This is a genomic window from Microbacterium foliorum, assembly GCF_003367705.1.
Taxonomy (GTDB): domain Bacteria; phylum Actinomycetota; class Actinomycetes; order Actinomycetales; family Microbacteriaceae; genus Microbacterium; species Microbacterium foliorum.
Genome location: NZ_CP031425.1, coordinates 3021035 through 3047575, shown reverse-complemented (window position 1 = coordinate 3047575; position 26541 = coordinate 3021035). Strand labels below are relative to the sequence as shown.

The window sequence follows — 26541 nt, the reverse complement described above, 5'->3', positions numbered from 1 at the left end:
GGGGTTGCATGGGGAGGACTCCCCACCTTCTCGTGCTGTGCCCGGCGCCCTCGCTCTGCCACGATGGCCTCATGTTCATCGTGACGACCAACGACGTGCCGGGCTACCGCATCACCCAGGTGCTGGGCGAGGTGATGGGTCTGACCGTGCGGTCCACGGACTTCGGTCAGGGGTTCACCGCCGGATTCCGCTCGCTCGGCGGCGGCGAGATCCCCGAGTACACGCAGGTCATGTACGAGGCCCGCCAGGTGGTGATGCAGCGGATGTGGGATCAGTCCCTGCAGCGCGGCGGCAACGCGATCGTCGCGATGCGCTTCGACGCGGGATCGATCGCGAACTTCACCGAGATCTGCGCGTACGGCACCGCCGTCGTGGTCGAGCCCCTCGCGCCCGCGGCTTCCGCACCGCAGCCGCCGCAGCCACCGGTCGCCTGACGCCGGCCGGGCCGCGCGGCTACGCGAGCACCAGCAGGTCGCCGACCTCGCAGGCGAGCGCGTCGCAGATCGCCCGAAGCGTGGAGTAGCGGATCGCCCGCGCCCTGTCGTTCTTCAGCACCGACAGGTTGACGATGCTGACGCCCACGCGGGTGCTCAGCTCGGTGAGCGTCATGCCGCGTTCCGCGAGCAGCTCGTCGAGTCGGCAGTGGATGCCAGTGAGCTCGTCGTCGTTCTCCGCCGGGCTCATACGAGGCCCTGCGTGTCCTTGAGCAGTGAGTCCCTCTCCTGCTGCAGGCTCAGCTTCTCCTGCTCGAGGCGGAGCCCCTGCCGGAAGACGGCAGCGAGAGCGATCAGGCCCAGTGCACCGGCGAACGGCAGCGGCGTGACGGAGAGCTGGAACGTCATTGGATACCACTCGCTGTCGGGCGGGAACACCTCGCGCAGACCTGCAGTCGCGGCGATCGAACCGAAGATGTCGGACGCGAGCCCGAATGCGAGAACCCCGATCCCGCCGATCGTGAGGGCTCGTGACACGGTCTGTGAGAAGGCGCGCCCTCGGAGCGTCTGGAAGCAAATGACCATGATCATCGCCGCAGGCATCGTGGCGAAAGCGAGGCTCGAGATCTGAGCGGCACCTGCCAGCGCCCTCAAGCCGAGCGAGGCGCCGCGCACGGTGATGTTCTCGATCGTGCCGCCACCGCATTGGAGCACAGCCCCGGTGACCTCGAATTCGTCCGAGCACGCGAGATCGCTCGGCCACGGAATCCAGAGCGGCGTGGAGGCGATCTCCGCCCAGTCGGTCGCGAAGATCTTGATCACGAACACGATCGCGCTCAGCGCTGACAAAGTGACCCACCATCCAGACACGGTCAGTGCGGCGTCTATCACCAGCGTTCGGCTTCCTCTGCGCTTGCCGCGCCAGACCACGAAGACCGCGATGAGCGCGATGACCACGAGTCCGGCCGCTATGAAGAGCAGAGATGGTCCGAGCTCTCTCGACGAGTAGGCGAACATCAGACGAGGCCTTCCGTGTCGCGCTGCAGGCGGTCGCCGATCACGAAGACCGTGCTGGTGAGCGCGAAGACGAACGCCGCGAGCACGAACGTGAACGGTTCGACGCTGATCACCGCGTTCTCGACTCCGTTGCCGGTGATGCGGGCGACGGTCGCGTTGGCCAGCATGTTGTCGAAGAAGCGCACCGCGGCAAAGCCGAGGAGTCCGGTGACTCCGGCCGTCGCGACGAGGACGGTGTTGCGGCGGCTGAAGACGCGGCCGGCGAGCACGCTCCGAGCCAGCAGGATGAGGCATCCGATCACGATGACGATGGTCAGGATCTGCGCGATCTGCGCGATGATGCCGGGCACGATCGCGATCATCGGCAGCTCAGGCGCCGTGATGACGGCGCTGTCGAGGCCGACCGAGATGCTGTCCCCGGTGCTGAGCGGCAGGTCGACCGGCGTCTTCGAGCCGATGAACTCGACGAGGACGGGGACGTCGACGCCGCGGGCGAGTTCGATGATCCGGATGATCGAGAACACCGTGATGTAGGCGGCGATCGCGACGCCGGCGATGCAGAAGCCGATCAGCGCTCCCCTGTCGCCGAGGGAAATCGCGCGGGTCTTCGTCGAGGTCATCATCCACTCCTTATCGTTGATCGTTATTACCGATAATCGTTAACATATCGACTGTCGATATGCACGTCAACCCCGCCCGCATCCGTGGCGCTGCGAGGGGCCGTCACGCCGCTATGCCGACGGCGAACACGGGCATACTGCCTCCGCACGGTGGTTACTCTCGATGTAAAGGCGCGGAGACCGTCGAGGGATCCTCGCTTCGCCCCAGTGCGAATAAGGAGTCACAGCATGTTCGAGAGATTCACGGACCGAGCCCGTCGAGTGGTCGTCCTCGCCCAAGAAGAGGCGAAGATGCTCAACCACAACTACATCGGCACCGAGCACATCCTGCTCGGCCTCATCCACGAGGGTGAGGGTGTCGCAGCCAAGGCACTCGAAAGCCTCGGCATCTCCCTTGACGCCGTCCGCGAGCAGGTTCAGGACATCATCGGTCAGGGCCAGCAGCAGCCCACCGGTCACATCCCGTTCACGCCGCGCGCCAAGAAGGTGCTCGAGCTCAGCCTCCGCGAGGCTCTGCAGCTCGGTCACAACTACATCGGCACCGAGCACATCCTGCTCGGTCTCATCCGCGAGGGCGAGGGTGTCGCAGCCCAGGTCCTCGTCAAGCTCGGCGCCGACCTCAACAAGGTCCGCCAGCAGGTCATCCAGCTCCTCTCCGGAGCGCCAGGACGCGAGCCCGCCGCGGTCGGCGCGCAGTCGAACGACACCCCGAGCGCCCAGGGCGGCTCGCAGGTGCTCGACCAGTTCGGCCGCAACCTCACGCAGGCCGCGCGCGACAACAAGCTCGACCCGGTGATCGGGCGCGAGAAGGAGATCGAGCGGGTCATGCAGATCCTGTCTCGCCGCTCCAAGAACAACCCCGTCCTCATCGGCGAGCCCGGCGTCGGCAAGACCGCCGTCGTCGAGGGCCTCGCTCAGGCGATCGTCAAGGGCGATGTGCCCGAGACGCTGAAGGACAAGCAGCTCTACTCGCTCGACCTCGGCTCGCTCATCGCCGGATCCCGCTACCGCGGTGACTTCGAGGAGCGCCTGAAGAAGGTCACCAAGGAGATCCGCACGCGCGGCGACATCATCGTCTTCATCGACGAGATCCACACCCTGGTGGGTGCGGGCGCCGCCGAAGGCGCGATCGACGCGGCGAGCATCCTCAAGCCGCTGCTCGCCCGTGGAGAGCTCCAGACCATCGGTGCCACCACGCTCGACGAGTACCGCAAGCACTTCGAGAAGGATGCCGCGCTCGAGCGCCGCTTCCAGTCGATCCAGGTGAACGAGCCGAGCCTCCCTCACACGATCAACATCCTCAAGGGGCTGCGCGACCGGTATGAGGCGCACCACAAGGTGCAGATCACCGACGGCGCCATCGTCGCGGCCTCGAACCTCGCCGACCGTTACGTGTCGGACCGGTTCCTGCCCGACAAGGCCATCGACCTGATCGACGAGGCGGGCGCCCGCCTGCGCCTGTCGATCCTGTCGTCGCCGCCGGAGCTGCGCGAGTTCGACGAGAAGATCGCCAAGGTCCGCGAGCAGAAGGAAGTCGCCTCCGAGGAGCAGGACTTCGAGAAGGCCGCATCGCTGCGCGACGAGGAGAAGAGCCTCCTCGCGGAGCGCCTGCGCCTCGAGAAGCAGTGGCGCTCGGGTGACGTCGCGACCGCTGCGGTCGTCGACGAGGGCCTGATCGCCGAGGTGCTCGCACAGGCCACCGGCATCCCGGTCTTCAAGCTGACGGAAGAGGAGTCCTCGCGACTCGTCTTCATGGAGAAGGCGCTGCACCAGCGCGTCATCGGTCAGGAGGAGGCCATCGCGGCGCTCTCCAAGACCATCCGTCGTCAGCGCGCCGGCCTCAAGGACCCGAAGCGTCCCTCGGGCTCGTTCATCTTCGCCGGCCCCACGGGTGTCGGAAAGACCGAGCTCGCCAAGGCGCTCGCCGAGTTCCTGTTCGACGACGAAGCCGCTCTCATCTCGCTCGACATGAGTGAATTCGGTGAGAAGCACACCGTCTCGCGTCTGTTCGGTGCCCCTCCCGGGTTCGTCGGATTCGAAGAGGGTGGACAGCTCACCGAGAAGGTGCGTCGCAAGCCGTTCAGCGTGGTGCTGTTCGACGAGATCGAGAAGGCCCACCCCGACATCTTCAACTCGCTCCTGCAGATCCTCGAAGAGGGTCGTCTGACCGATGGTCAGGGACGCATGATCGACTTCAAGAACACCGTCATCATCATGACCACCAACCTCGGTGCTCGTGACATCGCGGGCGGTCCGGTCGGCTTCCAGATCGAGGGCGTCAACTCGACCAACTACGAGCGGATGAAGGGCAAGGTCAACGAGGAGCTCAAGCGCAACTTCAAGCCCGAGTTCCTCAACCGTGTCGACGACATCATCGTGTTCCCGCAGCTGTCGAAGAGCGAGCTCGTGCAGATCGTCGATCTGTTCACGAAGCGCCTCGGAGAGCGTCTGCTCGACCGCGACATGACGATCGAGCTCTCGCAGACGGCCAAGGAGCGTCTCATCGAGATCGGGTTCGACCCGGCACTCGGTGCCCGCCCGCTGCGTCGCGCGATGCAGCACGAGGTCGAGGACCGCCTGTCGGAGAAGATCCTGCACGGTGAGCTCAACCCCGGCGACCACGTGAAGGTCGATGCGAAGGACGGCGAGTTCCTGTTCGAGCACGGCCCGCGTGGCGAGAAGGTCGCCGTCGGCGTGAACACCGGCGGAGAGATCTCGGCCACCCCCGACCTGGCGGTCGCCAGCGGGGAGTGATCCCGGTCTGAGTCGGAAGGGGGCGGATGCGAGTGCATCCGCCCCTTTTCCGTGCCCGGGGGTTCTCGGCGCTCCGCGCGGACTCAGGGTCTCGGGGGTGGCGGGTTCTAGGCTTGACGACGTGAGTGAGTACATCGTCCGTCCGGCGCGCAGCGCGGACATCGTCGGCATCCGCAACCTCCTGCAGCCGATGGTCGAGCAGCGGATCCTCCTCGGCAAGGATCTCGCCGTCCTCTACGGCGCGGTGCAGGAGTTCGTCGTGGCCGAAGCCGACGGGCAGCTGATCGGGTGCGGTGCGCTGCACGTGTTCTGGGAGGACCTCGGCGAAGTGCGCACCCTGCTCGTGCGGGAGGACTGGCTGCACCACGGCGTCGGCGGAGCCATCGTGGGCCGCCTCGAAGAACAGGCGAGGGTGCTCGGTCTCAGCCGGCTGTTCTGCCTCACATTCGAGGTCGATTTCTTCGGCCGCCGCGGCTACACGCCCATCGGCGAGCAGGTCGTCGACTCCGATGTGTACTCCCAGCTGCTGCGCAGCGGCGATGCCGGTGTCGAGGAGTTCCTCGACCTCGCCCACGTCAAGCCGAACACGCTCGGCAACACCAGGATGCTCAAGGCCCTCAACTAACCTGGGATCATGCCCCGTCAGTCCGCCGCCGTCTACCGTCGTCGGCGTCTGGTGACCCTGGTCGCGGTGATCCTGCTTCTGGCGGTGATCGCCGCCGCCGTGTGGGCCCTGGTCGCTCGTCCCTGGGCGAGCGCGACGGATGCCGGACCGGTGCCGACCTCGTCGGCGACGTCCAGCGCGACGCCGTCGGCCTCGCCGGATGCGACCCCGTCGGAGTCGCCCGCACCCGAGCCCGAGCCGTCGGCGGAGGAATCGCCGGGGCTCGTCGCCTGCGAGGCGGGGGATGTCGAGGTCGCCGCCGTCACGGATGCCGAGTCCTACCCGGCCGGCGTCCTGCCGCAGCTGTCGATCTCGCTGACGAATCGCGGATCGACGGACTGCGCGATCGACGTCGGCTCGACGACGCAGCGATTCACCGTGTCGAGTGGTTCCGATGTGTGGTGGACGTCGACCGACTGCCAGGAGAATCCGAGCAGCATGATCGCCACCCTCGCCGCGGGCGCCACCGTGACCAGCAAGGTGCCGGTGACCTGGGATCGCACCCGGTCGAGCGTCGAGACCTGCGCAGACGAGAACCGTCCTCGCGCTCCCGGCGGCGGAGCCTCGTATCATGTGTCGGTCGAGATCGGCGGCTTCAAGGGCGCGACCACCGCTCAGATCCTGCTCTACTGAGAGCGATCCGGTGCGCCGCTGGTCGGGTACGACAGTGGACGAAGGTCTTGAATACAGACCTGCACTCAGTTTCGGGCTGACACCGTCCTTTGTTTGGGATACCATTGGGGTGACCCTCGCAGACTTGCGGCGCATGCCATCCCCAATGGCGTCGAGCTCAGCGTCCCCAGCGCTTCGACATGCCGCCCGGGGGTCCGAGGGCCCTCTCGAGTACCCCAGTCCCCAATGGATGACTCGAGAGGGCCCCACTTCTTGCCCTTCGCGGTGCGGGCTCGATGCCGCCGTGATGTCGGCGCCGGCCGCGGCTGCGGCTGCGGCTGAATATGCTGGATGCATGGCAGCGAAGAAGGCGAAGTCCGCGAAGTCGGCGAAGAAGAAGCCCGCACCCGAGGACTTCCGGTCGGAGGCGCTCGCGCAGGCTCTGGAGAAGCAGGACGTCGCCGCCGTCGCCCTGGCACTGCGTCACGGGACCACGGTCGTACCCCTGGTGAAGCCGGGAGCGCGCGACAATCCGCTCGACAGCGGCGAGGTGTGGACGTATCGCGATCCGAACTCCGGCGATCTGGCGCTGCTCCTGTTCAGCGATGCCCGGAACAAGCCCGGCAACCTGCCACCGGGCGTGGGCATCTACACGGCTGACTGGCTGCGGGCGTTCCTCGGCACGCATCCGATCACGACGGTGTTCCTCGACATCGCGGGACCGCATCCGATGCAGGCATCGCCCGAAGAGATCCTCAAAGCGCTGGAAGCCTGACCGCGGCGGCGCTCGGCGTCGTGACCTGAGCCCGGTGATTCGGCGCGCGTCCGATGCGCGGACCTGCCAGCAGGACCGCTGGCGGCCGGTGCGATGCGAGCGGGGCGTGGCGCAGCCATCCCGCCACCGGGCGCTTGCGCATCCGGGGCGTGTGCGGGGTCACTTTCGCACCGCATCCGTGTGCGGGGTCAGTTGTGCACCGGATTCGGGGGTTTCGGATGCGGAAGTGACCCCGGCTGGCCGCGCGATGCGGAAGTGACCCTGGCCAGCCCGGGGCGAGCGCGGGGCGCTTGCGGGGCGGAGCCATCTCGATGCGGGGTCACTTTCGCACCCCATCCGCATGGGGGGCCACTTCTGCACCGGATTCGGGGGTTTCGGATGCGGAAGTGACCCCGGCTGGCCGCGCGATGCAAAAGTGACCCCGGCGGGCGGATGTGGGGAGGGCGTGGAGTGGGGCAGGGCACCGCTGGGCGGGGTCAGTTCTGCACGTGAGGCCTGGGCGGGGCCACTTCTGCACCGGATTCGGGGGTTTCGGATGCGGAAGTGACCCCGGATGGCGGCCCGGTGCGAAAGTAACCCCGCAGGGTAGCTCGCAGGGCAGGGCAGGGCAGGGAGTGGGACAGGGCAGGGCAGAGCAGGGCAGCTCGCGGGGCGGGGCGCTCGCAGGGCAGGGCAGGACAGAACGGACCTGGGCGGGGTCAGTTTGGCACCGGATGCGGGCGTTTCGGGTGCGAAAGTGACCCCGGATGGCGGCCCGGTGCGAAAGTGACCCCGCAGGGCAGCTCGCAGGGCGGGGCAGAGCAGGGCAGGGCAGGGCAGAGCAGGGCAGGGCAGCTCGCAGAGCAGGGCCGGGCAGCTCGCGGCCCGGTGCGAAAGTGACGCAGGGCAGCTCGCGGGGCGGGGCGCTCGCGGGGCAGGGCAGGGCAGAACGGACCTGGGCGGGGTCAGTTCCGCACCTGGGGTCTGGGCGGGGTCAGTTCGGCGCCGGGCGCCGGCGTTTCCGGTGCGAAAGTGGCCCCGGCTGTCTCGCGGGCGGCCGAAGCCGGGCGGGTCAGAAAGGCGGAATGTCCGCGTCGCTGCGTCGGTTCGTGTTGCGAGCCCTGACGTCGTTGAGTGCGGCGCGGAGGGTCTTCGACCGGTCATCGACGACCTGCTCGTAGCCGAGCCGCGCGGCCTCGGATCGACGCTGAGCCGATTGGGTCACGGGGCGGATCTCGCCCGCGAGGCTGAGCTCGCCCACGGCGGCGACGGTGCGCGGCACGGATATCTGCTGGATCGACCCGGCGACGGCGATCGCGATGGCGAGATCGGCGGCCGGTTCCGTGAAGCGCACGCCACCGACCGTCGACACGTACACGTCGAGCGTGCTGGTCTTGATCCCCGCGCGCCGCTCGAGGATCGCCAGCACCATCGCCACCCGCGACGAGTCGAGACCGTGCACGACACGTCGCGGGTTCGGAGCGGTCGTGGTGATCGTGAGCGCCTGCACCTCGACGGGGAGCGCACGGCGCCCTTCGAGAGAGATCGCCACGCAGGTCCCCGGCTCGGTCGCACCCTGCGAGAGGAACAGGCCGGAGGGATCGGGCACCTCGGAGATGCCGTCGCCCGTCATCTCGAAGCATCCGACCTCGTCGGTCGGGCCGAATCGGTTCTTCAGCGCCCGGATGAAACGCAACGACGTCTGCCTGTCGCCCTCGAAGTGGCACACGACGTCGACGAGATGCTCGAGCACCCGGGGGCCGGCCACCTGGCCGTCTTTCGTGACATGGCCGACGATGATGATCGGCAGACCGCGGTCTTTCGCCACGCGGATCAGCGCCGATGCGACCTCGCGCACCTGGCTCGGCTGGCCCGCGGCTCCGTCGATCAGCGACGACGACACCGTCTGCACCGAGTCGACGATCACGAGCTGCGGCTGCACCTCGTCGATGTGCCCCAGGATCGTCGCGAGATCGGTCTCGCTCGCGAGATACAGCTCGTCGTGCAGCGCCCCGGTGCGTTCGGCGCGCAGCCGCACCTGGGCCGGGGACTCCTCTGCGCTCGCGTAGAGCACCCGCCGACCCGAGCTCGCCGCCTTCGCCGCGACCTCGAGCAGCAGGGTCGACTTGCCGACACCCGGCTCGCCGCTGAGCAGGATCGCGGCCCCGGGCACGATGCCGCCGCCGAGCACCCGGTCGAACTCGCCCACCCCGCTCGTGCGGCGAGGGGCGTCTTCGGTCGTGATCTGCGTGATCGGGCGGGCGGCCTTCGCCGCTGTCGGGGCGAGGGGAGTGATCCGGCTCAGGATGCCGGTCTGCGCGCCCTGTTCCTGCACGGTGCCCCACTGCTGGCACTCGGCGCAGCGGCCGACCCACTTCGCCGTCGTCCATCCGCACTCGGTGCAGACGTAGGCGGGAGGGGCGGGTTTTCGGGTGGCCATGCTGTCAGGCTATCGCCGGCATCTGACATCCCTATCAGCGGGAGCATTATTCACGGCCGAACACCTCGAAGTCGTCCGGAGCCCGCGGGATACTGGAGTCATGGCCAATGGCGGGCCCGTCTGCGGGCCGATCTCGACGTTCTCCCGGGTGCAGCTCCTGCATCTCGTGCAGACGCGCGCGGAGCGCACGATCGACGAGCTCTGCCAGGCCACGGGCCTGCATCCGAACACGGTGCGCGAGCACCTGCAGCGCCTCATCGAAGGCGGCTATGTGATCCAGGCGAGCGAGCACCGCACCACCCGCGGCCGCCCGCGCACCCTGTACAGCGCCGCCACCGGCACGGCCGACGCGTCGAGCCCCATCGCGAGGAACAAGGCCAAGGCCGCGGCCGAGCGCGGCGACCTGCTGCGCCGGGTGATGCCGGCATCCGCCTCGGCTCTGGGTCGCGACGCGACCTACCAGCTGGACGCCCTGATCGAACACTTGGAAGAGAGCGGCTTCGAGCCCGTCGTCGATGACGAGCAGCTCACCGTCGATCTCAGCCCGTGCCCGCACGCCGCGGGTCGCGCCGAAGACCGTCCGATGCTGTGCACCGTGCACCTCGGCCTCATGCAGGGGGTGCTCACCCAAGCCGGTGGGCCGCTCGCCGCCGAGGCCGTGCGCACCTCCGCCCTCCCGGCGGACTGCGCTGTACCTGCGGAGTGCGTCGTACAGCTGACGCTGACGGAGATGACCGCCGCCTAGGCGCACATCTGCCTTATTCACGGCCGGCGGCCCCTCGGGGGCGGCAGGCCCGTCATTAGCGTGGCACCAGGGCGCGAAGAAGGAGTGGCTCATGGAATGGCTCGACCCGCTGGTCCTGTCCCGATGGCAGTTCGGACTCACCACCGTCTACCACTACCTCTTCGTGCCGCTCACGATCGGCATGGCGCTCGTCGCCGCGATCTTCCAGACCGCGTGGGTGCGCACCGGCAAGGTGCAGTACCTGCACCTCACGCGGTTCTTCGGCAAGATCTTCCTGATCAACTTCGCCATGGGCGTGGTCACGGGCATCGTGCAGGAGTTCCAGTTCGGCATGAACTGGTCGGACTACTCCCGGTTCGTCGGCGACGTGTTCGGCGCCCCGCTCGCCTTCGAGGGACTGCTCGCCTTCTTCTTCGAGGCGACGTTCATCGGGCTGTGGATCTTCGGATGGGACAAGCTCCCGCAGAAGCTGCACCTGGCCACCATCTGGTGCGTCTCGATCGGCAGCATCCTCTCGGCGTACTTCATCATCGCCGCCAACGCGTTCATGCAGAACCCGGTCGGCTACGAGTACAACCCCGTGACGAACCGCGCCGAGCTGGTCGACTTCTGGGCTCTGCTGACCAACCCCGTCGCCCTCGCGGCGTTCCCGCACACGATCTTCGGCGCGCTGATGTTCGCGGCCGGTGTCGTCATCTCGGTCTCGGCCTGGCACCTGGCACGGGGACAGCACTTCGACACGATGCGCATCTCGCTGAAGTTCGGGCTCTGGGCGATGATCTTCTCCACCGCGGGCGTCGTACTCACCGGCGACCAGCTGGGTCTCGCGATGTACGCCGCACAGCCCATGAAGATGGCGGCCGCCGAGGCGACCTTCAACACGGTGTGCGGACCGGATGCCTCCTTCAGCCTCTTCACGCTCGGCACGCCCGACGGCAGCTCCGAGTTGTTCTCTATCCGCGTGCCGTACCTGCTGTCGCTGCTGTCGACCCACACGTTCGACGCCTGCGTGCACGGCATCAACGACCTCAACGCCGAGTACGCCACCACCTTCGCCGACACCGGTCTCACCGAGTTCGCCCCGATCCTCTGGGTGACCTACTGGGCGTTCCGCTGGATGATCGGCCTGGGCATGGCCGCCGCGCTCGTCGCCGTCGTCGGACTCTGGCTCACCCGCAAGGGAGCCAAGAAGCCGCCGGCTCCGTGGATGTGGAAGCTCGCGATCTGGTCGTTCCCGCTGGCGCTCGTCGCCAACATCATGGGCTGGGTCTTCACCGAGATGGGCAGACAGCCCTGGATCGTGTTCGGGCTGATGACCACCCAGGACGGCGTCTCGCCCGGCGTCAGCGGCGTCGAAGTCCTCATCTCGCTGATCGCCTTCACCGCGATCTACGCCGCGCTCGCCGTGGTCGAGATCCGTCTCATCATCCGCGCGGCCCAGAAGGGCCCCGACACCGAAGAGCAGCCCCACGAGGAGACGGCCCAGCTGCCGTCGGTCGTGTACTGAGAGGGAGCAGTCATGGAATACATGTGGTTCTGGATCGTCGCCTTCCTCTTCGTCGGCTACTTCGTGCTCGACGGGTTCGACTTCGGCGTGGGCATGTCGCTGCCGTTCCTCGGCAAGAACGACGTCTCACGGCGCCAGGTCATCAACACGATCGGCCCGATCTGGGATCTCAACGAGACCTGGGTCATCGTCGCCGGCGCGTGCCTGTTCGCCTCGTTCCCCGAGTGGTACGCGACACTGTTCAGCGGGTTCTACCTGCCGCTGCTGCTGATCCTGCTCGCGCTGATCCTGCGGGGGGTGTCGTTCGAATACCGGCACCAGCGCGAGAGCGCGCAGTGGAAGGCCGGATTCGATCGGATGATCGTGATCGGCTCGGCCGTGCCCGCGCTGCTCTGGGGCGTCGCCTTCGGCAACATCGTGCAGGGCGTGGCGATCGATGCGAACCACATCTACGTGGGCGGGTTCTTCGCGCTGCTGAACCCGTACGCGCTGCTCGTCGGAGCCACGACCCTGCTGCTGTTCTTCCTGCACGGGGTGCTGTTCGTCGCGCTGAAGACCGATGGCCCCGTGCACGAAGACGCCCGCCGTCTGGTGAAGCTCGCGGCCGGCCCGACGGTGCTGGCCGCGGCAGGCACGGTGCTGTGGACGATCGGCATCGCCTGGGAGCGCGACGCACCGCTCATGCTGATGGTGGTCGGATGCGGGCTCGTCGCCGCTCTCGCCCTGATCGGCTCGGTCGTGTTCTCGCTGCGCGGCCGCGACGGACGCGCCTTCACGGCGGGTGCGGTGAGCGTGGCATCCGCTGTCGTGATGCTGTTCGCGGCGCTGTTCCCCTACGTGATGCCGTCGACGATCGATCCGGCCTTCAGCCTCACGATCGAGAACGCGTCGAGCACGCCGTATACGCTGACCATCATGAGCTGGACCGCCCTGATCGCCCTGCCGCTCGTGCTGGCCTACCAGACGTGGACCTACTGGATCTTCCGCAAGCGGGTCACCCGCCGCTCGATCGAGGGGGCTCCGGCCCACGCGTGAATCGGTTGCATGAGGCTGCGTTCACCCGCTCATCGAGCGAGGCCGCGCGCAGCGCGCTCGGGTCCCGGTCGTTGAGCGAGGCCGCGCGCAGCGTGCCCGAGACCCGCTCGTTGAGCGAGGCCGCGCGCAGCGTGCTCGAGACCCGCTCGATGAGCGAGGCCGCGCGCAGCGCGCTCGGGTCCCGGTCGTTGAGCGAGGCCGCGCGCAGCGTGCCCGAGACGAAACGCGCTGCTGTCCGATGAAGCCGGTCGACATCCGCCTGATCCGGTATGCGAGCGCCGCGCGGGGTTTCCTGCTGCTGTCGGGGATGATCGGCGTCGCGCAGACCGCGGTCACCATCGCGTTCGCGTGGATGCTGACCGATGCCGTCACCGGTGCGCTCGCCGGACGCGACGTGATGCCGTCGCTGCTCTGGCTGCTCGCGCTCGCCGCTCTGCGCGGGGTGCTCATCGCGGGGTCGGATGCCGCCGGCACGCGTGCGGCGGCGAAGACCGGGATGCAGCTGCGCGCCGCGCTCATCGCCGCGATCGGCCGCCTCGGACCGGGGTGGCTCGCGCAGCGCAACCGCGCCGGTCTCGCCGTCACCGCGGGGCACGGGCTCGAGGCGCTCGACGCGTACTTCGCCCGATACATCCCGCAGCTGGTGCTCACGGTCATCGCGACGCCGGTGCTGCTCGCGGTGATGTGGTGGCAGGACTGGCCGAGCGGTCTGACCGCGCTCATCACCCTGCCGCTGATCCCGCTCTTCCTGATCCTGATCGGCATCGCCACCCGCACCGTGCAGCGCACGCAGTGGCAGACGCTGCAGCGCCTCGCCGCCCGCTTCGCCGACACGGTGCAGGGGCTGTCGACGCTGCGGCTGTTCGGCCGAGAGCGCCGTGCCGCCGCCCAGATCGAGGCCACGGCCGACGAGTACCGCCGCGAGACGATGAAGGTGCTGCGGTTCTCTTTTCTGTCGGGGTTCGCGATGGAGCTGCTCGCCTCGCTGGCCGTGGCGTTGATCGCGGTGGCGGTCGGGTTCCGGCTGCTGTCGGGCGATCTGTCGCTCGAGGTCGGTCTGTTCGTGCTGCTGCTCGCGCCCGAGACGTTCCTGCCGATCCGCCAGGTGGGCGTGCAGTTCCACGCAGCGGCCGAGGGCGTCGCGGCCACTGAGGACGTGTTCGAGGTGCTCGACGCGGCAGGGGCTCAGGCGGGCGGCGTTCACGATTCAGCACGAGATGTCGGGAAACCGCGTGCCGGTGGCCGTGAGTCCGGCCCCGGAGATTTTCATGCTGAATCGCGAACGGCGGCCGGGGGAGACCTGGTCGTCTCAGGCCTCCGGGTGCGCGACCTTGCGCCCGTCTCGTTCACCGCGACCCCCGGAACCGTCACCCTGATCGAGGGGCCGAGCGGTGTCGGCAAGTCGAGTCTGCTCGCCGCTCTGCGCGGTGCGACCGAGTTCGAGGGGACCGCCACGGTCGGCGGCGTCGATGTGCGCACCCTCGCCCCCGCGGACTGGCTGGCCTGGAGCGGACAGCGGCCACAGCTCAGCCGCGGCACGGTCGCAGAGAACGTCGCGCTGGGCGACGTCGCCCCGGATGCCGACGGCATCCGCCACGCGCTCGACGATGCCTGTGCGAACGAGGTCGATCCGGCGGTCGAGCTCGGTGTGCAGGGCAGCGGCCTCTCGGGGGGACAGGCGCAGCGCGTCGCGGTCGCACGCGCCCTGTATCGACAGGGGCGTCACCCGCACTCCCTGCTGGCCCTCGACGAGCCTTCCAGTGCGCTCGACTCCGAGACCGAGGCGCGGCTCTGGGCGTCGCTGCGCGCCCGGGCGGATGCCGGAGCCACGGTCATCCTCGTCTCGCACCGCCGCTCGGCGAGGGACATCGCCGATCGCGTCGTCGCCCTGGGGGTGGGCGTATGAGCGTTCGACCGGCACAGGGACCGAGCGTCGAGGCGCGCGTGCGCGGCATCCTGCGTCTGGCGCAACCGCCGGCCCGCCGGTTCCTGCCCGGCCTGATCTGGGGGTTCCTCTCGGCCGGTGCCGCGGTCAGCCTGCTCGCGGTGAGCGGCTGGCTGATCGTCAGCGCCTCGATCGTCGACTCGCTCGTTCCGCTGTCGATCGCGGTCGTCGGCGTGCGCTTCTTCGCCGTCTCGCGGGCGGTGACCCGCTATCTCGAACGGTTGAGCGGACACGATGCGGCGCTGCGGCAGCTCGCCTCGACCCGTGCCGACATGGTGCGACGCCTCACACCGCTGTCGCCGGCAGGTCTCGGGCGCACCGATCACGGACGCGTGCAGTCCGCGCTCGTCGACGACGTCGAGAACCTGCAGAACCTGCCGCTGCGGGTGGTGCAGCCGCTCGCGGTCGCGGGCCTCGTCGCGTCGGGGGCGGTCGTGTTCCTCCTGTTCGTGTCGGTGCCCGCGGCGCTGACGCTCCTCGCGTGCCTGGTGATCGCGGCGGCCGCGGCCGTCGGGCTCGGCTGGCTCTTCGGATCACGGGCCGAGGCGGCGGTCTCGCGTCGTCGCGGCGATCTGTCGGCGGCGCTGACCGACTACTTCGGTGCGCTCGACGTGCTGCTCGCGTATGGCGCCGAGGCTCAGGCGCGAGAACGGGTCGCGCAGGCGGATGCCGAGCTCCGCCGCGCCGTCGGCAGAGCCTCGCTCGCGCAGGCGATCGCCGCCGGGGTCGTCTCGGCCGTCGCGGGTGCGGCGTCGGTCTGGGCCCTCGCCGTCGCCGCGCCCGGGCTCGCGACCGGGGTGATCGACGGGCCGTGGCTCGCGGTCGCGGTGCTGGTTCCGATGGTCGTGTTCGAGGTGTTCGGCGCGGTGCCGATCGCCGCGGCGTCGTGGCGCAGTGTGCGCTCGAGCGCGGAGCGGATCGTCGATGTGCTGCCGTCCGAGGCACCCGCCGAGCTGCGATCCGACGACGGTGAGGATGTCGAGATCCCTGGAGTGCCGGCGCTCCGGCTGCGAGACGTGCGAGCCTGGTGGCCCGGAGGAACGTCGGCGCTGCGGGGCGTCGATCTCGACCTGCAGCCGGGGGAGCGGGTGCTGGTCGCGGGGCCGAGCGGGGCGGGCAAGAGTTCTCTGGCGGCGGCTCTGGTGGGTTTTCTGCGGGTCGACGGCGAGTATTCCGTCGGAGGCATGGACGCATCGAGGATGTCGGGACCGGCCCTGCGGCGAACGATCGGCCTGTGCGAGCAGGCGCCGCAGCTGTTCGACGAGGACATCCGCCAGAACCTGCTCTTCGCGCGCGACACAGCGACCGACGAGGAGCTGCTGGCCGTGCTGGACCGCGTGGGCCTCGGCGCCTGGGTGCGCGAGCGCGGCGGCCTGGACGCTCGGGTCGGCGATCGCGGCGGTCTGGTGTCGGGTGGTCAGGCGCAGCGGATCGCGCTGGCGCGGGCGCTGCTGCGCGGATTCCCCGTGCTCGTGCTCGACGAGCCGACGGCCGGTGTCGATCCCGATGCCTCCGATGCGCTGCTGAACGATCTGCTGCAGGCGGCGGGCGACCAGTCGGTGCTGCTCATCTCGCACGTCGAGCCGCCGCACGGGACGGTCGATCGTGTCGTGCGGCTCGAGGGCGGGCGCACCGTTCCGGTGTGAGCGCGCGTTTCGTCTCGCTGCGCTCGCTCAACGGACGGGTGCGGTGTGGTCGTCGAGCGGGGGCGCGTTTCGTCTCGCTGCGCTCGCTCAACGACCGGGTGCAGACGGAGAGCGGTGGTGCCGGTCAGACGCTGAGGTCGGCGCGAGGCTCCATGACGATGCCCTGGGCTTCGAAGACGCGGCGGCGCTCCTCGATGCGCCGGTGCAGTTCGACCTGTGCGTCATCGACGAGGCGCGGGTCGAGGTCGACGGTCGGGGGATGCGGGTCGCCATGGTTCGCGGCGATGTAGGCGTCGAGTTCGGGACCCGATGTCCACGAGGTGATCAGCGCGAACCGCGGCGCCGTGCCCCGGTGCCACACGGCATGCCAGAAACGCTGGGTGTCGACGATGATCCGCGACCCCTGACGCAGCGGCAGACGGATCTCGGTCGCCGGGTCGAAGCGGTCCGAGCGCAGCAGAAGCAGCGAGTCGGTGTCGTCGGAGAGGTTGTAGTACCCCCGCACGACCCAGCCGGTGCCCTCTTCGTTCAGCCGGTTGTTGTCGTCCTGATGCAGGTTGTAGACGGCATCCGCATACTCGTTGGGCTGCAGCTCGATGACCCGGCAGCGTCCGACTCCCGCGCCCGACTCGAGTGCCCGTCGCTGCAGGGTGGGAGCGATGGCGACCTGCGACTCGACCCAGACGCCGTCTTTGTCGCTGCGGGGCGGGGTCTGGTTCCAGAAGCCGTTGCACTCGATCTCGCCGGCGTAGCTCGCCAGAGGGGCGAAGCGCGTCACGCCCGACGAGCGCCAGGGGATGTAGGTGAGGTCGAGCCACTCGGCGGGGTCGGATGCCTGGTCGTGGTCGTCGAGCACCACGTAACCGGTCTCGGCCAGCGCCTCCGATGTGATGAAACCCATGGTTCGTCCCTCCGTCGCGTCACTTAGGCCATCCTAATCCGGCGGTCGCTGTCGGTCTCGGGGCCGTGCCGGAGATAACCCCACGCTCCGATTCGCGCCGTGGCGCGGCTTGTCGTAAGCTAGTCCGCGGTGACGTGTCCGAGCGGCCGAAGGTGCAACTCTCGAAAAGTTGTGTAGGGTAACCCCCTACCGTGGGTTCAAATCCCACCGTCACCGCCATGGAAGCCCCCGAGAAATCGGGGGTTTTCCCGTATCCGGGATGGGGCGTGGTGCATTTTTGGTGCACCTTTTGCGACGTGCTCGAGCGCGGTTCCTGAGGTTCTTGGCTATCCGTCGCGGTCCGCGCTGATGCGTCGGTATTGGTCCACGTGCCAGTCTGGGCGGGTGATCGTCAGGAAGACGAGGTCGGCGCTCTTCGGTCGTGAAGGTTCTACCTCCGCGTTCGGCGGGAGCGTCGATCCGAAGCGCCTCCATGCCCCGGAGCGGAAGTGGTAGTGGTACAACGCGAGCTTCTCGTCGGCAGGTCAGCCGGTTCGCCATACCGCGCGATGTCCGTGATCGGATAGCCGGATGCGGTGATCAGCCCGTCGACCCGTTCAGGAAGGAGAACGGCGGCGACGCACGCGGCTCGACCGCCCCAGTCGTAGCCGGCCACGACCGTACAGTCGATCTCGAGGGCATCCATCAGATCGATCACATCCTGTCCGCGTACGCCCTGCCGCCCCGACGGGTCCGTGGGTCGGCGGCCCCGCCTGTCACGCCCTGGGTCGCGCATGCGGACGATCAGGGTCAGTGACGACGGAGCCCGTCGAGGAACAGTTCTGCGAGGCGCACGGGGTCGCCGATACCGTCGGGGTCTCCCGCAGCCACGACGCCGTGGCTGGCGCGAGTGAGGATCAGCAGGTCGCGGTGGTGAAAATCCTCACGGAGGACGCCCGCGCTCTGCGCCCGTGCGGTGAGCGCGAGTGATGCGCGCAGTGCCCGGTCATGATGATCCCGGAAGGCGTCCGAGCTCGATGCGGGATCGGCGATCACCTCGCTGAACGCCCGGTCCTTCGCCTGCATGTGCACGAGTGACATCACGTGCCCCCGGAGCGCTTCCCACGGCTCGGTCTCGGCCTGCACGGCGAACGCTTCGATGCGTTCCGCATAGTCGCGCATGGTGGCCTCGAGAAGTGCCTCGATCAACAGCCCCTTGGTCGGAAAACGGCGGTACACCGTGCCGACTCCGACGCCGGCCAACGTGGCGACCTCTTCCAACGACGTGTGAGAACCTCGCTCGGCGTACACCGTCGCCGCCGCAGTGAGGATCGCTGCACGGTTGCGTTCCGCGTCGAGGCGCAGGGGCCTCGTCTTCTCTGTCGGGGTGGGCATGTCAGCAGTCTACCCATTAAGTGGAAATCTCACTCCGTTTGTGTGATGATCATCCGGAGCCCAGATTCCACTTATCCTGGCCTCGCTCGAAAGGAATCCGCTTATGCCCACCATCGCCATCGTCGGTGCCGGCCCCGGACTGGGCCTCTCCATCGCCACAGTGTTCGGCCGCCACGGCTTCTCCGTCGCTCTCGTGTCCCGCACCCAGGACACGCTCGACCGCCTCGCCGCAGAACTCGGCGAGGAAGGCATCGACGCCGCCGGCTTCGCCGCCGACATCACGGACAGGCCGTCCCTGGTCACGGCTTTCGCCCGCATCGAGGAACGGTACGGACCCGTCGACGTGCTGGAGTTCTCGCCCTCGCCCGGAATGTCGCCGGAAGCCATGGTCGCTCCGCTGGATGCGACGGTGGAGAACATCCAGCCCGAACTGGACTACTACCTCTACGGCGGTCTTGCCGCAGCGCAGCAGGTCCTGCCCGACATGATCGGACGCGACTCGGGAGCCCTCCTCTTCACCACGGGCGGATCCTCGAAGAACCCGCTCGCCGGGCCGCCCGAGTTCGGCAACATCGCCATCGCCACCGCCGCCCTTCGCGCCTATGTGATGAAACTGAACCAGGTCACCGCCGGCACCGGTGTGTACGCGGCGCACGTGCCGATCTCTACCTGGATCGGTGCCGCTGGCCCCGAGAGTCAGGCCGACACCATCGCCGAGCACTACTGGGACATCTACACCCGGCGAGACGGCGCCGAACACCCCTATCCTGCGGCGTGACGCAGCGACCTCGACGGCTGCAGAAGTAGCAGCAACCGAGGGGGTGCCGGGGGCGAATGCTCTCTGCATCCCCTCTCTCTGCGATCATCGGTGGATCAGCCTGCTGCCGGGACGATCTCGCTCGGCGTCACGTCGAGCTCGGTGCTGGTGAGCACCTCACCCGTGAGTGTGATGTCTCGGGATATCCTGAACGGCTGAACCCCCCCCGGTTTCGGGGGTTCAGCCGTTTTCCGTTGGTAGTTCTTCGTGGGGTCGAGGATGTACTCGGCGAGGACTTCGCCGGTGTCGAGGGTGATGATCGTGGAGTCGTCGATGTTGCACGGTCACGGCTGTGATGGGGATCTCGTGCGTGGCCACCCGTTCACGATGTCCTGAAACCAGACACCGACGCCTTCGGAATGCAGCCTCCCGCACGGCTAGCCGCGACGCGCTGCTGCAACATGCAGTGAGAGGGTCGTGCCGATTCGAGCGGGCGGGTCGGCGGCCAAGACTGGTCAGGGAACCTCGGCGATCGGGGCCAGCGCGTCGATGCTGCGCTCCAGCAACGAGATGAGGGCCATTGACTCCGGTGCGGTGAAGGCTCGTTTCAGTCGGGCTTCAACGGCTTTCGCTTCGACATCTGCCTTCATCACGAGGTCCTCCCCGGCGTCGGTCAAGGTGACGACGAGGACTTTGGCGTGCAAGGTGGACACGACCCGCTCGATGAGTTGTTTGGATTCGAGGCTCCCCAAGACCGCAGCCATGGTCTGAGGCGTGACGGCGGCCGCGCGGGCCAGCTGTGCCGCAGACTGGCCGGGAGCATAATGCAAGGCCAGCATCGCTGCATACTGCGCGACGGTCAGGTCGAACGGCCGAAGAACCCGAGTCTTCTCGGCAATCAGGGCCTGTTCCGCACGTTTGAGAAACGTGCCGATCCGAGAGCTCACCTCCGCCTCGAGAGCCGCGACCCCCTCGCCCGCATCCGTCATCAATTCCCCGTTCACGTCTTGCCAATACTCGACTTAGTGATCGTACCCTGCTACTGTCCACCTGTGACAGATCGCTGTCATTCAACAGGTAACGATTACAGGAGTCGCCATGACAGCAGCCTCACTAATCCGGCTCGACGTTCGTCAACGATGGCAGCTGGCGGTGCTGGCTACGGCCACCTTCACCCTGGCAGTCGACTTCTCGGTTCTGAATGTCGCCCTCCCCGCCATGGGGCGGGACGTCGGTTTCAGCGTGGAGGACTTGCACTGGATCATCACGGCGTTTGCCCTCCCTGCAGCTGGCCTCAGCTTGTTCTTTGGCCGACTCGGTGATCTCACTGGACGCCGAAGACTCTTGCTCGTCTCGATGATCCTGCTCGGCATCGGCTCTGTCCTCGGCGGTGTAGCGCAGACACCGGAGTTGCTCATCACCGCCAGAGTCGTCCAGGGCGTCGCCTCCGCAATGGCCGCCCCGGTGGCACTCGCCATGCTGACGACAGCCTTCCAAGAAGGCCCTCTTCGATCCCGCGCCCTGGCGCTGAACGGCGCCCTCCTCTCAGCCGGATTCACCACTGGTGCGCTCGTCGGTGGAGCCCTGACAACCGCCGTCTCCTGGCGCTGGGCGTTCTTCATCAACATCCCCGTCGCCCTCTTCGTCCTCCTCGCCGTCCCGCGCTTCTTCGGCCCTGATCCGAAGAACAAGGCGACCAGGCTCGACTTCCGCGGCGCGATTCTCATCACCGCCGCTCTGGTGTTCATCGTCTACGGGCTGACGCGAGCCGGAACCGATGGCATCGTGAGCGTCACCGCTCTGTCTTGGCTCATCAGCGGCGCACTCCTTGCGGTGATCTTTGCCTTCGTAGAATCGCGACAGCGGCAGCCACTCGTGAGCATCCGCACCCTGCGCCGCCGCACCGTCTCTCTTGGCAACCTTGGCGGACTCACCACCTTCGCGATGATGTCTTCCATCACCTACCTGATGACCCTCTATCTGCAGGACGTCTTGCAACTGATTGCAATCGCCACCGGCGCGATCATCGCCCTCATCGGAGTGATCTCGGTCGGCGGCGCCTCGGCGGTCCCTCGCCTCATCGGCCGATTCGGGCAGAAGAACGTTCTCGTAGCTTCTTTGGTCCTCCAAGGGATCGGTGCTCTTGTCGCATCAAGGAGCTCAGACGCTCTATGGTCACTCATCCTCGTCGGCGTCTTCTTGATCATCGGGAGCCTCGGTCACATCGGATCGATCATCGCGTACACGGTCACCGCCACCAGCGGCCTCCCCGATGACGAGCAGGGCCTCGCCACCGGGCTCACCTCCACCGCACAGCAGGTGGGCATTGCTCTCGGCACGCCTCTCATGGCTGCAATCGCCGCCGCATCCGTCTCAACCAACAGCCCCACAGTGGCAAACGCGATGTTGCCGGGGCTGACCATGGCCATGTCCGTCAACGGCGCTATCGCGCTCCTTGTCGCTGCCATCCTCGGGTTCCTTCTACCCGGGAAGCCTGCGGACCAGGTCATTCCGAATCCCGTCCCCACGACTTCACTCAACACAGCTCAGTGAAGAAGGACTGCGTCGAGGGCCTGCCCCCGGACACCTCGGCCCCGAGCACCCGACTTATCCTCCATGCATTGAAAGGGCTCCAGCATGCGCGCCTACGCCGTCAGAACCACCGATGAGTCCACCGATCTTCACGAGCTCGACCTCCCGATTCCGCGTCCAGCCCGTGGCCGGGTGAGCATTGACGTGCAGTACGCCGGTCTCGGCATGATCGACGCACTCTGGGCCAACGGGTTCATGCAGAGCAGCGCCGGATTCGTGCCGGGCCTGGAAGTCTCGGGAACTGTCCGCGAGGTCGGCGAGGACGTCGTCAATCTGCATGGCGGCCAGCGCGTGGCGGCCTTCCTCCCCAATGCGGGCGGACTGGCCGAAGTCGCCTGTGCCCCATCCTCGCTCGTCGTACCGCTCCCGAAGGGCCTGACTCCCGAGCTGGCATCGGTCGTGCCGACCAACACCGTGACCGCCCACCTCGCGCTCACCACCGTGGCCAGGTTCACCCCCGGAGAATCGATGCTCGTGCACGCCGGTGCCGGTGGGCTCGGCTCACAGTTCCTCCAGGTCGCTCGGACGCTCGGAGGGGGACGCATCGACGCGGTCGTCGGCACACCTGAAAAGCAAACGATCGGGCACCGCCTCGGATACGACAACACCTACCTCCGCACCGACCTGGCGTCCATCCCAGACGATGCCTACGACCTCGTCATCGACCCCGTCGGAGGAGAAGCAGCCACACGTGCACTCCGCATGTTGCGGTCAGGTGGACGTCTCATCAAGGTCGGCAACGCCTCGCAAGCAGCGGACGTGACCATCAGCTCACTCGCGCACTGGCTGCAGAACAAGACCACCGCCGGATTCAACGTCGGCGCCTGGCTCGCCGCATTCCCCGAACACGGAACCCACTCCCTGCGATGGTCGCTCGACGCAGTCACGACAGGAACGGTCCGGGTCGACCTCACGCGAACGGGTCGCTGGGCGCAGACCACCGAGATTCTGAACAAGCTCCACGCCGGTGTGACGACGGGCAAAGCCACGATCAGAGTCGCCTAGGCCGTGCGGCAGTCCCCTCGAGCAGTGCACCTGAATGACTGATCGCACTCAGGGCGTCAAAGACTCTCAGGGTCTGCGTGTAAGTGGCGTGCGGGTAGAGCGCGACGGAGGGGAGCTCGTTCAGGCGATCGGGGATTGCTTCGGTGACGACAGCGACGGCGGGCTGGAGGCCCGCGGCGACCTGGAGGGCGAAGTCCCGCAGATACCCTTCGGCGAGCCCTGCGTCGGCTTCGAGGCGTCGAATACTGTCGCCATTGAAGGTGCCGAGTGTGTTCGCGCCGTCGACTGCGAAAGCGAGCTCGACGTCGTCGAAGACCGCAGGTTCGTGGGCGAGGACTTGCTCTCGCTGCGTGAACGGGAGCGAGCTGTTGAGGTCATAGAAGGGGGCGAGCACGCTACGACCGGGCACATGGGTGAGGGAGTAGTTCTTGGAGTGCCCATCGTTGTGACCGATGATCCAGGAGAAGACGTGCAGCTTCGCGAACCGCTCCTTGGCGGTCCTGGCGTCCGCAGCGCTGAGGTTGCGGTCGAAGACGGTGAAGATGTCGCGGTAGCCGGGGCCGCCGTCGGATTCGTACTTCTGGACGTGCGACGTCCCGGTAGCTTGAGCGAGGTCTTCCTGGTGGATTCGGCTGATGGCGCCGTTGTCTTCGAAGCGATCGAAGCGTTCCACTATGAGGACGTGCTCGCCGTCGAACTCGGCGATCACGGATGCGGCCGTGTCGATCCCGAGCAGGCGTGCGACCTGCAGCGTGATGTGCTCGGTGACGTCGGAGCCGGGCAGCGGCTGGATGCCCGGCTTGAAGATGTGTGTCGACGGCTGCCGTCCAGACGGCTCGAACCACTGATCGTCGCGAAGGGTGAGCGCGAACTTCCCCTGAGCGCCGCCGAGCGAGAACCCTTCTTCGACTGCGCGGTGCTGCAACCAATCGGAATCGTCTCGACGGATCTGCCTGATCCGGTCGCCGATCTCTCTGTCGGTGAGCGGCGTCAGGTTCTCCTCCTGCCTGGGTGATGTGCCTGCGGGGTAGAACTCGAGTGCGCCGGCGACATCGGCTCCGTAGACGGAGAGCAGGTCGAAGGTGCTGTCGCTGGTCAGCTTCGCTTGCCGCGCCCACCGGGAACGAACATCAGCGCGGTCCGGCATGAGGTTGTCGAGGAACCGCTTGGTCTCGTCGTTCCCGAAGGGGGGACTTACGACGGGGAGTGTCACAGAGATGGGGACTGGGGTGTCCGATTCGACGTATTCGGGCAGGTAGCGCAGTTGCAGGTTCTCGCCCCGCCGGGTGATCGTGGCGACGTGGGTGTCGTAGAGGTGCACGTTGAGGGCGCGGATCATTCGATACCTGCCTCGGCATGCGGGTCGGCGTCCGTTCGGGCTTCCGCCGTTCGGGCATCCGCGGCGGCTCTGGAGCCGGCTTCCACCGCGCGAGGCGGATCGATGAGGACGGAGCCCGGGACGGTGAGACGCTCGGTGAGTCCGCGGGAGGCTTCGCGGATGGAGGCGAGCGTAGCGGGGCCGAGGTTCGCTTCGATCTGCTTGAGGATGCCAGAGGTGTCGAATTCGGGTGGGAGCGAGGGGGCGATCCGAGGGAGCGAGCCAAGGAGCTGCTTGTCGAGTGCTCCGAGCGTGCCCGAGCCGATCAGCGGTGTGATGCGCGTGGCGAGTGCGTCGGCCGCTGCCTGGGCGGCACCCGTCGCGACGGTCGTGGCGCGAGGGATGCGGCGCTCGGTGGTGGCGTCCAGGTGGATGCCGAGGTGGTCGAGGATGAGCAACACCGTGTCGAAGGAGGTGCCGCCGTTGCCGCGTTCGAGGCGGGCGAGGGACTGACGGGTGATGCCGACAGCGTCGGCGACGTCCTGCTGGGTGAGGTTGCGCTGGACGCGGGCGTTCTTGACCATACGCGCGAGGTCTGATGGTGTCTGCAGCTTCACCGTGGCCACCCCATCTGTGTTCGAAAAATCGCACCGCACGTTTTGGTTATAAAAATATACCATCATCGTCAGGTGCCGTAAAAAGAACATGGCGCAAATGTGCTAAAAACTTTACATGGGAAGGCCTTTCAGGCGGACTGCCACGGACCGGTCACGTGGGTGCGGTCGTCAGCAGATCCGCATGGTCGGAGTTCTGGAGATAGCTGATGACAGCCTCGCGGCTCTTCTGCAGGCAGACGATGCGGTTCTCGACCACGCGCAGCTCTCTCGCCAGCTCTTCGGCGGAGGCTCGGCTCTCGTGCGTCGACTGCTGGTTCGGAACAGGCGCCTCGATGTCCAGCACGATCTTGATCATGCGAGTGGAGAGTCCCGCTTCGACGAGTGCACGGACGTGGCGGGCATGATCGATCTGTTCGGCGGAGTAGTCGCGGTACCCGTTCCCCGACCGTGATGCCGCGATGAGTCCCTGCTGCTCGTAGTAACGCAGCATGCGTGCCGGCGCTCCGATCTCTTCCGCGGCTTCGCTGATCTTCATCGCGGTGTGCCCTTCCTCGATGGTGCTGGATTTGACCTTGACAGTGATGTCAAAGTTTACGCTTTGTGAGCGTACGGCGTCCCGATCCTCGAGATGCCGGAGAAAGGAAGAACACATGTCAGTGAGCGGCTGGGACGGCGCCTCGCGGGAGATCCTCGTCATCGGAGCAGGTGAACTCGGGATGCCCGTGCTGCGCAACATCGCGCGCCGGGCGGCCGATGTGCCGGGAACTTCCGTGGATGTGCTGCTGCGCGCCCATACGATCGACTCCACCGTTCCGGCGAAGCAGCGCGACGTCGCGGAGATCCGCGCCCTCGGCATCGGGATCGTCCCCGGCGACCTGGTCGAGAACACCGTCGACGACCTCGCGGCGATCTTCTCGGGCTACGACACCGTCATCGGCTGCACGGGGATCACCGCAGGCCTCGACACTCCGATGAAGGTCGCGCAGGCCGCGCTGCAGGCGAAGCTCCCGCGGTACTTCCCGTGGCAGTTCGGAGTCGACTTCGATGTGATCGGGCGGGGGAGCCCTCAGGACATCTTCGACTCGCAGCTCGACGTGCGAGACCTCCTCCGATCACAGGACGACACCGAGTGGGTGATCATATCCACAGGCATGTTCATGAACTACCTCTTCGAGCCCGGGTCGGGGATGGTCGACCTGCCGAACGACACCGTGAACGCACTCGGCACCCCGGACACCGCCGTCACCGTGACGACCCCGGAAGACATCGGTGCGCTCACCGCGGCGATCCTGTTCGCCGAGCCGCGGATCCGCAACGAGATCGTCTACGTCGCCGGCGACACGATCACGTACAGCCAGCTGGCGGAGGCGCTGGAACAGGGTCTGGGGCGCTCGTTTGCGCTGCGCGTATGGTCGGAGCCCCTCCTCATGGCTGAACTCGCCGCCGACCCGGACAACATGACCAGGAAGTACCGCGCAGTGTTCGCACAGGGACGCGGCGTGGCCTGGGGGAAGGAAGGCACGTTCAACGCGCGCCACGGCATCCCGACCATGACTCTGCGCGAATGGGTGGAGAGGAACCTCGTCGAGTAGACGACGCTGGTGGTGGCGCTGCCGAGTGCGCCGATCTCGCCGCGAGGCGCTGCCCGCGGCTCCGCTGCGTCAGTCGATGAATCGCCGCTTCGCCAGCCAGGCGTGGATCACCAGGCGATCATCGCTCTTCGTGAGGTCGAGCAGCGAAGTACGCGGAGATCACCTTGACGGCGCAGAACTCTCTCGAGGCGCCGGACGGTCTCGATGACTTC

Annotated in this window: 25 protein-coding genes and 1 tRNA gene; 16 read left to right on the top strand and 10 right to left on the bottom strand. The window is 67.4% G+C overall.

Annotated elements, in window-relative coordinates; all coding sequences use genetic code 11:
• The first annotated feature begins 71 nt into the window (after positions 1–71).
• Positions 72–434 carry a YbjQ family protein gene (locus DXT68_RS14435; protein ID WP_045253662.1) on the top strand — a complete coding sequence of 121 codons (363 nt, stop codon included), beginning with the start codon at positions 72–74 and terminating at the stop codon, positions 432–434.
• A 19-nt stretch (positions 435–453) separates the two neighbouring features.
• On the opposite strand, the gene DXT68_RS14430 is transcribed toward DXT68_RS14435, so the two are convergent.
• Genes DXT68_RS14430 through DXT68_RS14420 form a run of 3 tightly spaced genes read right to left on the bottom strand, consistent with a single transcriptional unit; the run spans position 454 to position 2071 of the window.
• Complete coding sequence (locus DXT68_RS14430; protein WP_045253663.1) at positions 454–684, bottom strand: helix-turn-helix domain-containing protein; 231 nt, start codon at positions 682–684, stop codon at positions 454–456.
• Positions 681–1451 (bottom strand): hypothetical protein, encoded by a 771-nt coding sequence (locus DXT68_RS14425; RefSeq protein ID WP_045253664.1) that lies wholly within the window; start codon positions 1449–1451, stop codon positions 681–683. Before DXT68_RS14425 ends, DXT68_RS14430 begins: the two co-directional genes overlap by 4 nt.
• Entirely contained in the window at positions 1451–2071 is a 621-nt protein-coding gene (locus tag DXT68_RS14420; RefSeq protein ID WP_156149273.1) for a hypothetical protein, read from the bottom strand. Before DXT68_RS14420 ends, DXT68_RS14425 begins: the two co-directional genes overlap by 1 nt.
• Positions 2072–2299: 228 nt before the next feature.
• On the opposite strand from DXT68_RS14420, the gene DXT68_RS14415 reads away from it, so the two are divergent.
• From DXT68_RS14415 to DXT68_RS14400, 4 genes are all read left to right on the top strand, one after another.
• A complete protein-coding gene (locus DXT68_RS14415; RefSeq protein ID WP_045253666.1) occupies positions 2300–4825 on the top strand; it encodes an ATP-dependent Clp protease ATP-binding subunit in 2526 nt (841 codons plus the stop codon).
• 121 nt (positions 4826–4946) lie between these two features.
• On the top strand, positions 4947–5450 hold the full coding sequence (locus DXT68_RS14410) for an amino-acid N-acetyltransferase (protein ID WP_045253667.1): 504 nt from the start codon (positions 4947–4949) through the stop codon (positions 5448–5450).
• A gap of 9 nt (positions 5451–5459) precedes the next feature.
• Positions 5460–6122, top strand: coding sequence for a hypothetical protein (locus DXT68_RS14405; RefSeq protein WP_045253668.1), 663 nt, complete (start codon positions 5460–5462; stop codon positions 6120–6122).
• Between the two features lie 334 nt (positions 6123–6456).
• On the top strand, positions 6457–6876 hold the full coding sequence (locus tag DXT68_RS14400; protein ID WP_115760506.1) for an SseB family protein: 420 nt from the start codon (positions 6457–6459) through the stop codon (positions 6874–6876).
• Positions 6877–7927: 1051 nt separating this feature from the next.
• Here DXT68_RS14400 and radA read toward each other — a convergent pair.
• Complete coding sequence (gene radA, locus DXT68_RS14395) at positions 7928–9295, bottom strand: DNA repair protein RadA (protein WP_045254193.1); 1368 nt, start codon at positions 9293–9295, stop codon at positions 7928–7930.
• Positions 9296–9395: 100 nt separating this feature from the next.
• On the opposite strand from radA, the gene DXT68_RS14390 reads away from it, so the two are divergent.
• The 6 genes from DXT68_RS14390 to cydC all read left to right on the top strand — a co-directional run bounded on the left by DXT68_RS14390 (position 9396) and on the right by cydC (position 16173).
• Complete coding sequence (locus DXT68_RS14390) at positions 9396–10040, top strand: helix-turn-helix transcriptional regulator (RefSeq protein ID WP_045254192.1); 645 nt, start codon at positions 9396–9398, stop codon at positions 10038–10040.
• A gap of 91 nt (positions 10041–10131) precedes the next feature.
• Positions 10132–11547 carry a cytochrome ubiquinol oxidase subunit I gene (locus tag DXT68_RS14385; protein ID WP_045254191.1) on the top strand — a complete coding sequence of 472 codons (1416 nt, stop codon included), beginning with the start codon at positions 10132–10134 and terminating at the stop codon, positions 11545–11547.
• Between the two features lie 12 nt (positions 11548–11559).
• Positions 11560–12582 carry a cytochrome d ubiquinol oxidase subunit II gene (gene cydB, locus DXT68_RS14380; RefSeq protein ID WP_045254190.1) on the top strand — a complete coding sequence of 341 codons (1023 nt, stop codon included), beginning with the start codon at positions 11560–11562 and terminating at the stop codon, positions 12580–12582.
• Between the two features lie 5 nt (positions 12583–12587).
• On the top strand, positions 12588–12824 hold the full coding sequence (locus tag DXT68_RS14375) for a hypothetical protein (RefSeq protein WP_156149296.1): 237 nt from the start codon (positions 12588–12590) through the stop codon (positions 12822–12824).
• Positions 12821–14488, top strand: a complete 1668-nt coding sequence (cydD, locus tag DXT68_RS14370) for a thiol reductant ABC exporter subunit CydD (RefSeq protein ID WP_045254188.1) — start codon at positions 12821–12823, stop codon at positions 14486–14488. Before DXT68_RS14375 ends, cydD begins: the two co-directional genes overlap by 4 nt.
• On the top strand, positions 14485–16173 hold the full coding sequence (gene cydC / locus DXT68_RS14365) for a thiol reductant ABC exporter subunit CydC (protein WP_045254187.1): 1689 nt from the start codon (positions 14485–14487) through the stop codon (positions 16171–16173). The genes cydD and cydC overlap by 4 nt, the downstream gene beginning before the upstream one ends.
• A gap of 124 nt (positions 16174–16297) precedes the next feature.
• Here cydC and DXT68_RS14360 read toward each other — a convergent pair whose 3' ends face one another.
• Positions 16298–17074: a hypothetical protein gene (locus DXT68_RS14360; RefSeq protein ID WP_045254186.1), complete on the bottom strand. Its 777-nt coding sequence runs from the start codon at positions 17072–17074 to the stop codon at positions 16298–16300.
• Positions 17075–17202: 128 nt separating this feature from the next.
• On the opposite strand from DXT68_RS14360, the gene DXT68_RS14355 reads away from it, so the two are divergent.
• A tRNA-Ser gene (locus DXT68_RS14355) sits at positions 17203–17293 on the top strand.
• 570 nt (positions 17294–17863) lie between these two features.
• Here DXT68_RS14355 and DXT68_RS14350 read toward each other — a convergent pair.
• A complete protein-coding gene (locus DXT68_RS14350; protein WP_045254185.1) occupies positions 17864–18448 on the bottom strand; it encodes a TetR/AcrR family transcriptional regulator in 585 nt (194 codons plus the stop codon).
• Positions 18449–18551: 103 nt separating this feature from the next.
• Here DXT68_RS14350 and DXT68_RS14345 point away from each other — a divergent pair, with 103 nt between their 5' ends.
• The gene (locus DXT68_RS14345; RefSeq protein ID WP_045254184.1) at positions 18552–19226 is read left to right on the top strand and encodes an SDR family NAD(P)-dependent oxidoreductase; all 675 of its coding nucleotides are present in this window, start codon (positions 18552–18554) and stop codon (positions 19224–19226) included.
• A gap of 494 nt (positions 19227–19720) precedes the next feature.
• Here the strand turns inward: DXT68_RS14345 and DXT68_RS14340 are convergent, their stop codons facing one another.
• Positions 19721–20209, bottom strand: a complete 489-nt coding sequence (locus tag DXT68_RS14340) for a MarR family winged helix-turn-helix transcriptional regulator (protein WP_244268185.1) — start codon at positions 20207–20209, stop codon at positions 19721–19723.
• A 94-nt stretch (positions 20210–20303) separates the two neighbouring features.
• On the opposite strand from DXT68_RS14340, the gene DXT68_RS14335 reads away from it, so the two are divergent.
• Together DXT68_RS14335 and DXT68_RS14330 are read left to right on the top strand one after the other, a co-directional pair.
• Positions 20304–21758, top strand: coding sequence for an MFS transporter (locus DXT68_RS14335; protein ID WP_045254183.1), 1455 nt, complete (start codon positions 20304–20306; stop codon positions 21756–21758).
• A gap of 171 nt (positions 21759–21929) precedes the next feature.
• Entirely contained in the window at positions 21930–22802 is an 873-nt protein-coding gene (locus DXT68_RS14330; protein ID WP_208856520.1) for a quinone oxidoreductase family protein, read from the top strand.
• On the opposite strand, the gene DXT68_RS14325 is transcribed toward DXT68_RS14330, so the two are convergent.
• From DXT68_RS14325 to DXT68_RS14315, 3 genes are all read right to left on the bottom strand, one after another.
• Positions 22789–24141 (bottom strand): HipA domain-containing protein, encoded by a 1353-nt coding sequence (locus DXT68_RS14325; protein WP_045254181.1) that lies wholly within the window; start codon positions 24139–24141, stop codon positions 22789–22791. The two genes, DXT68_RS14330 and DXT68_RS14325, sit on opposite strands and share 14 nt — an antisense overlap.
• Positions 24138–24746, bottom strand: coding sequence for a helix-turn-helix transcriptional regulator (locus DXT68_RS14320; RefSeq protein ID WP_045254180.1), 609 nt, complete (start codon positions 24744–24746; stop codon positions 24138–24140). The genes DXT68_RS14325 and DXT68_RS14320 overlap by 4 nt, the downstream gene beginning before the upstream one ends.
• Positions 24747–24888: 142 nt before the next feature.
• Entirely contained in the window at positions 24889–25272 is a 384-nt protein-coding gene (locus DXT68_RS14315; RefSeq protein ID WP_045254179.1) for a MerR family transcriptional regulator, read from the bottom strand.
• A gap of 115 nt (positions 25273–25387) precedes the next feature.
• On the opposite strand from DXT68_RS14315, the gene DXT68_RS14310 reads away from it, so the two are divergent.
• Positions 25388–26329: an aromatic alcohol reductase gene (locus DXT68_RS14310; protein WP_045254178.1), complete on the top strand. Its 942-nt coding sequence runs from the start codon at positions 25388–25390 to the stop codon at positions 26327–26329.
• Positions 26330–26541 lie beyond the last annotated feature (212 nt).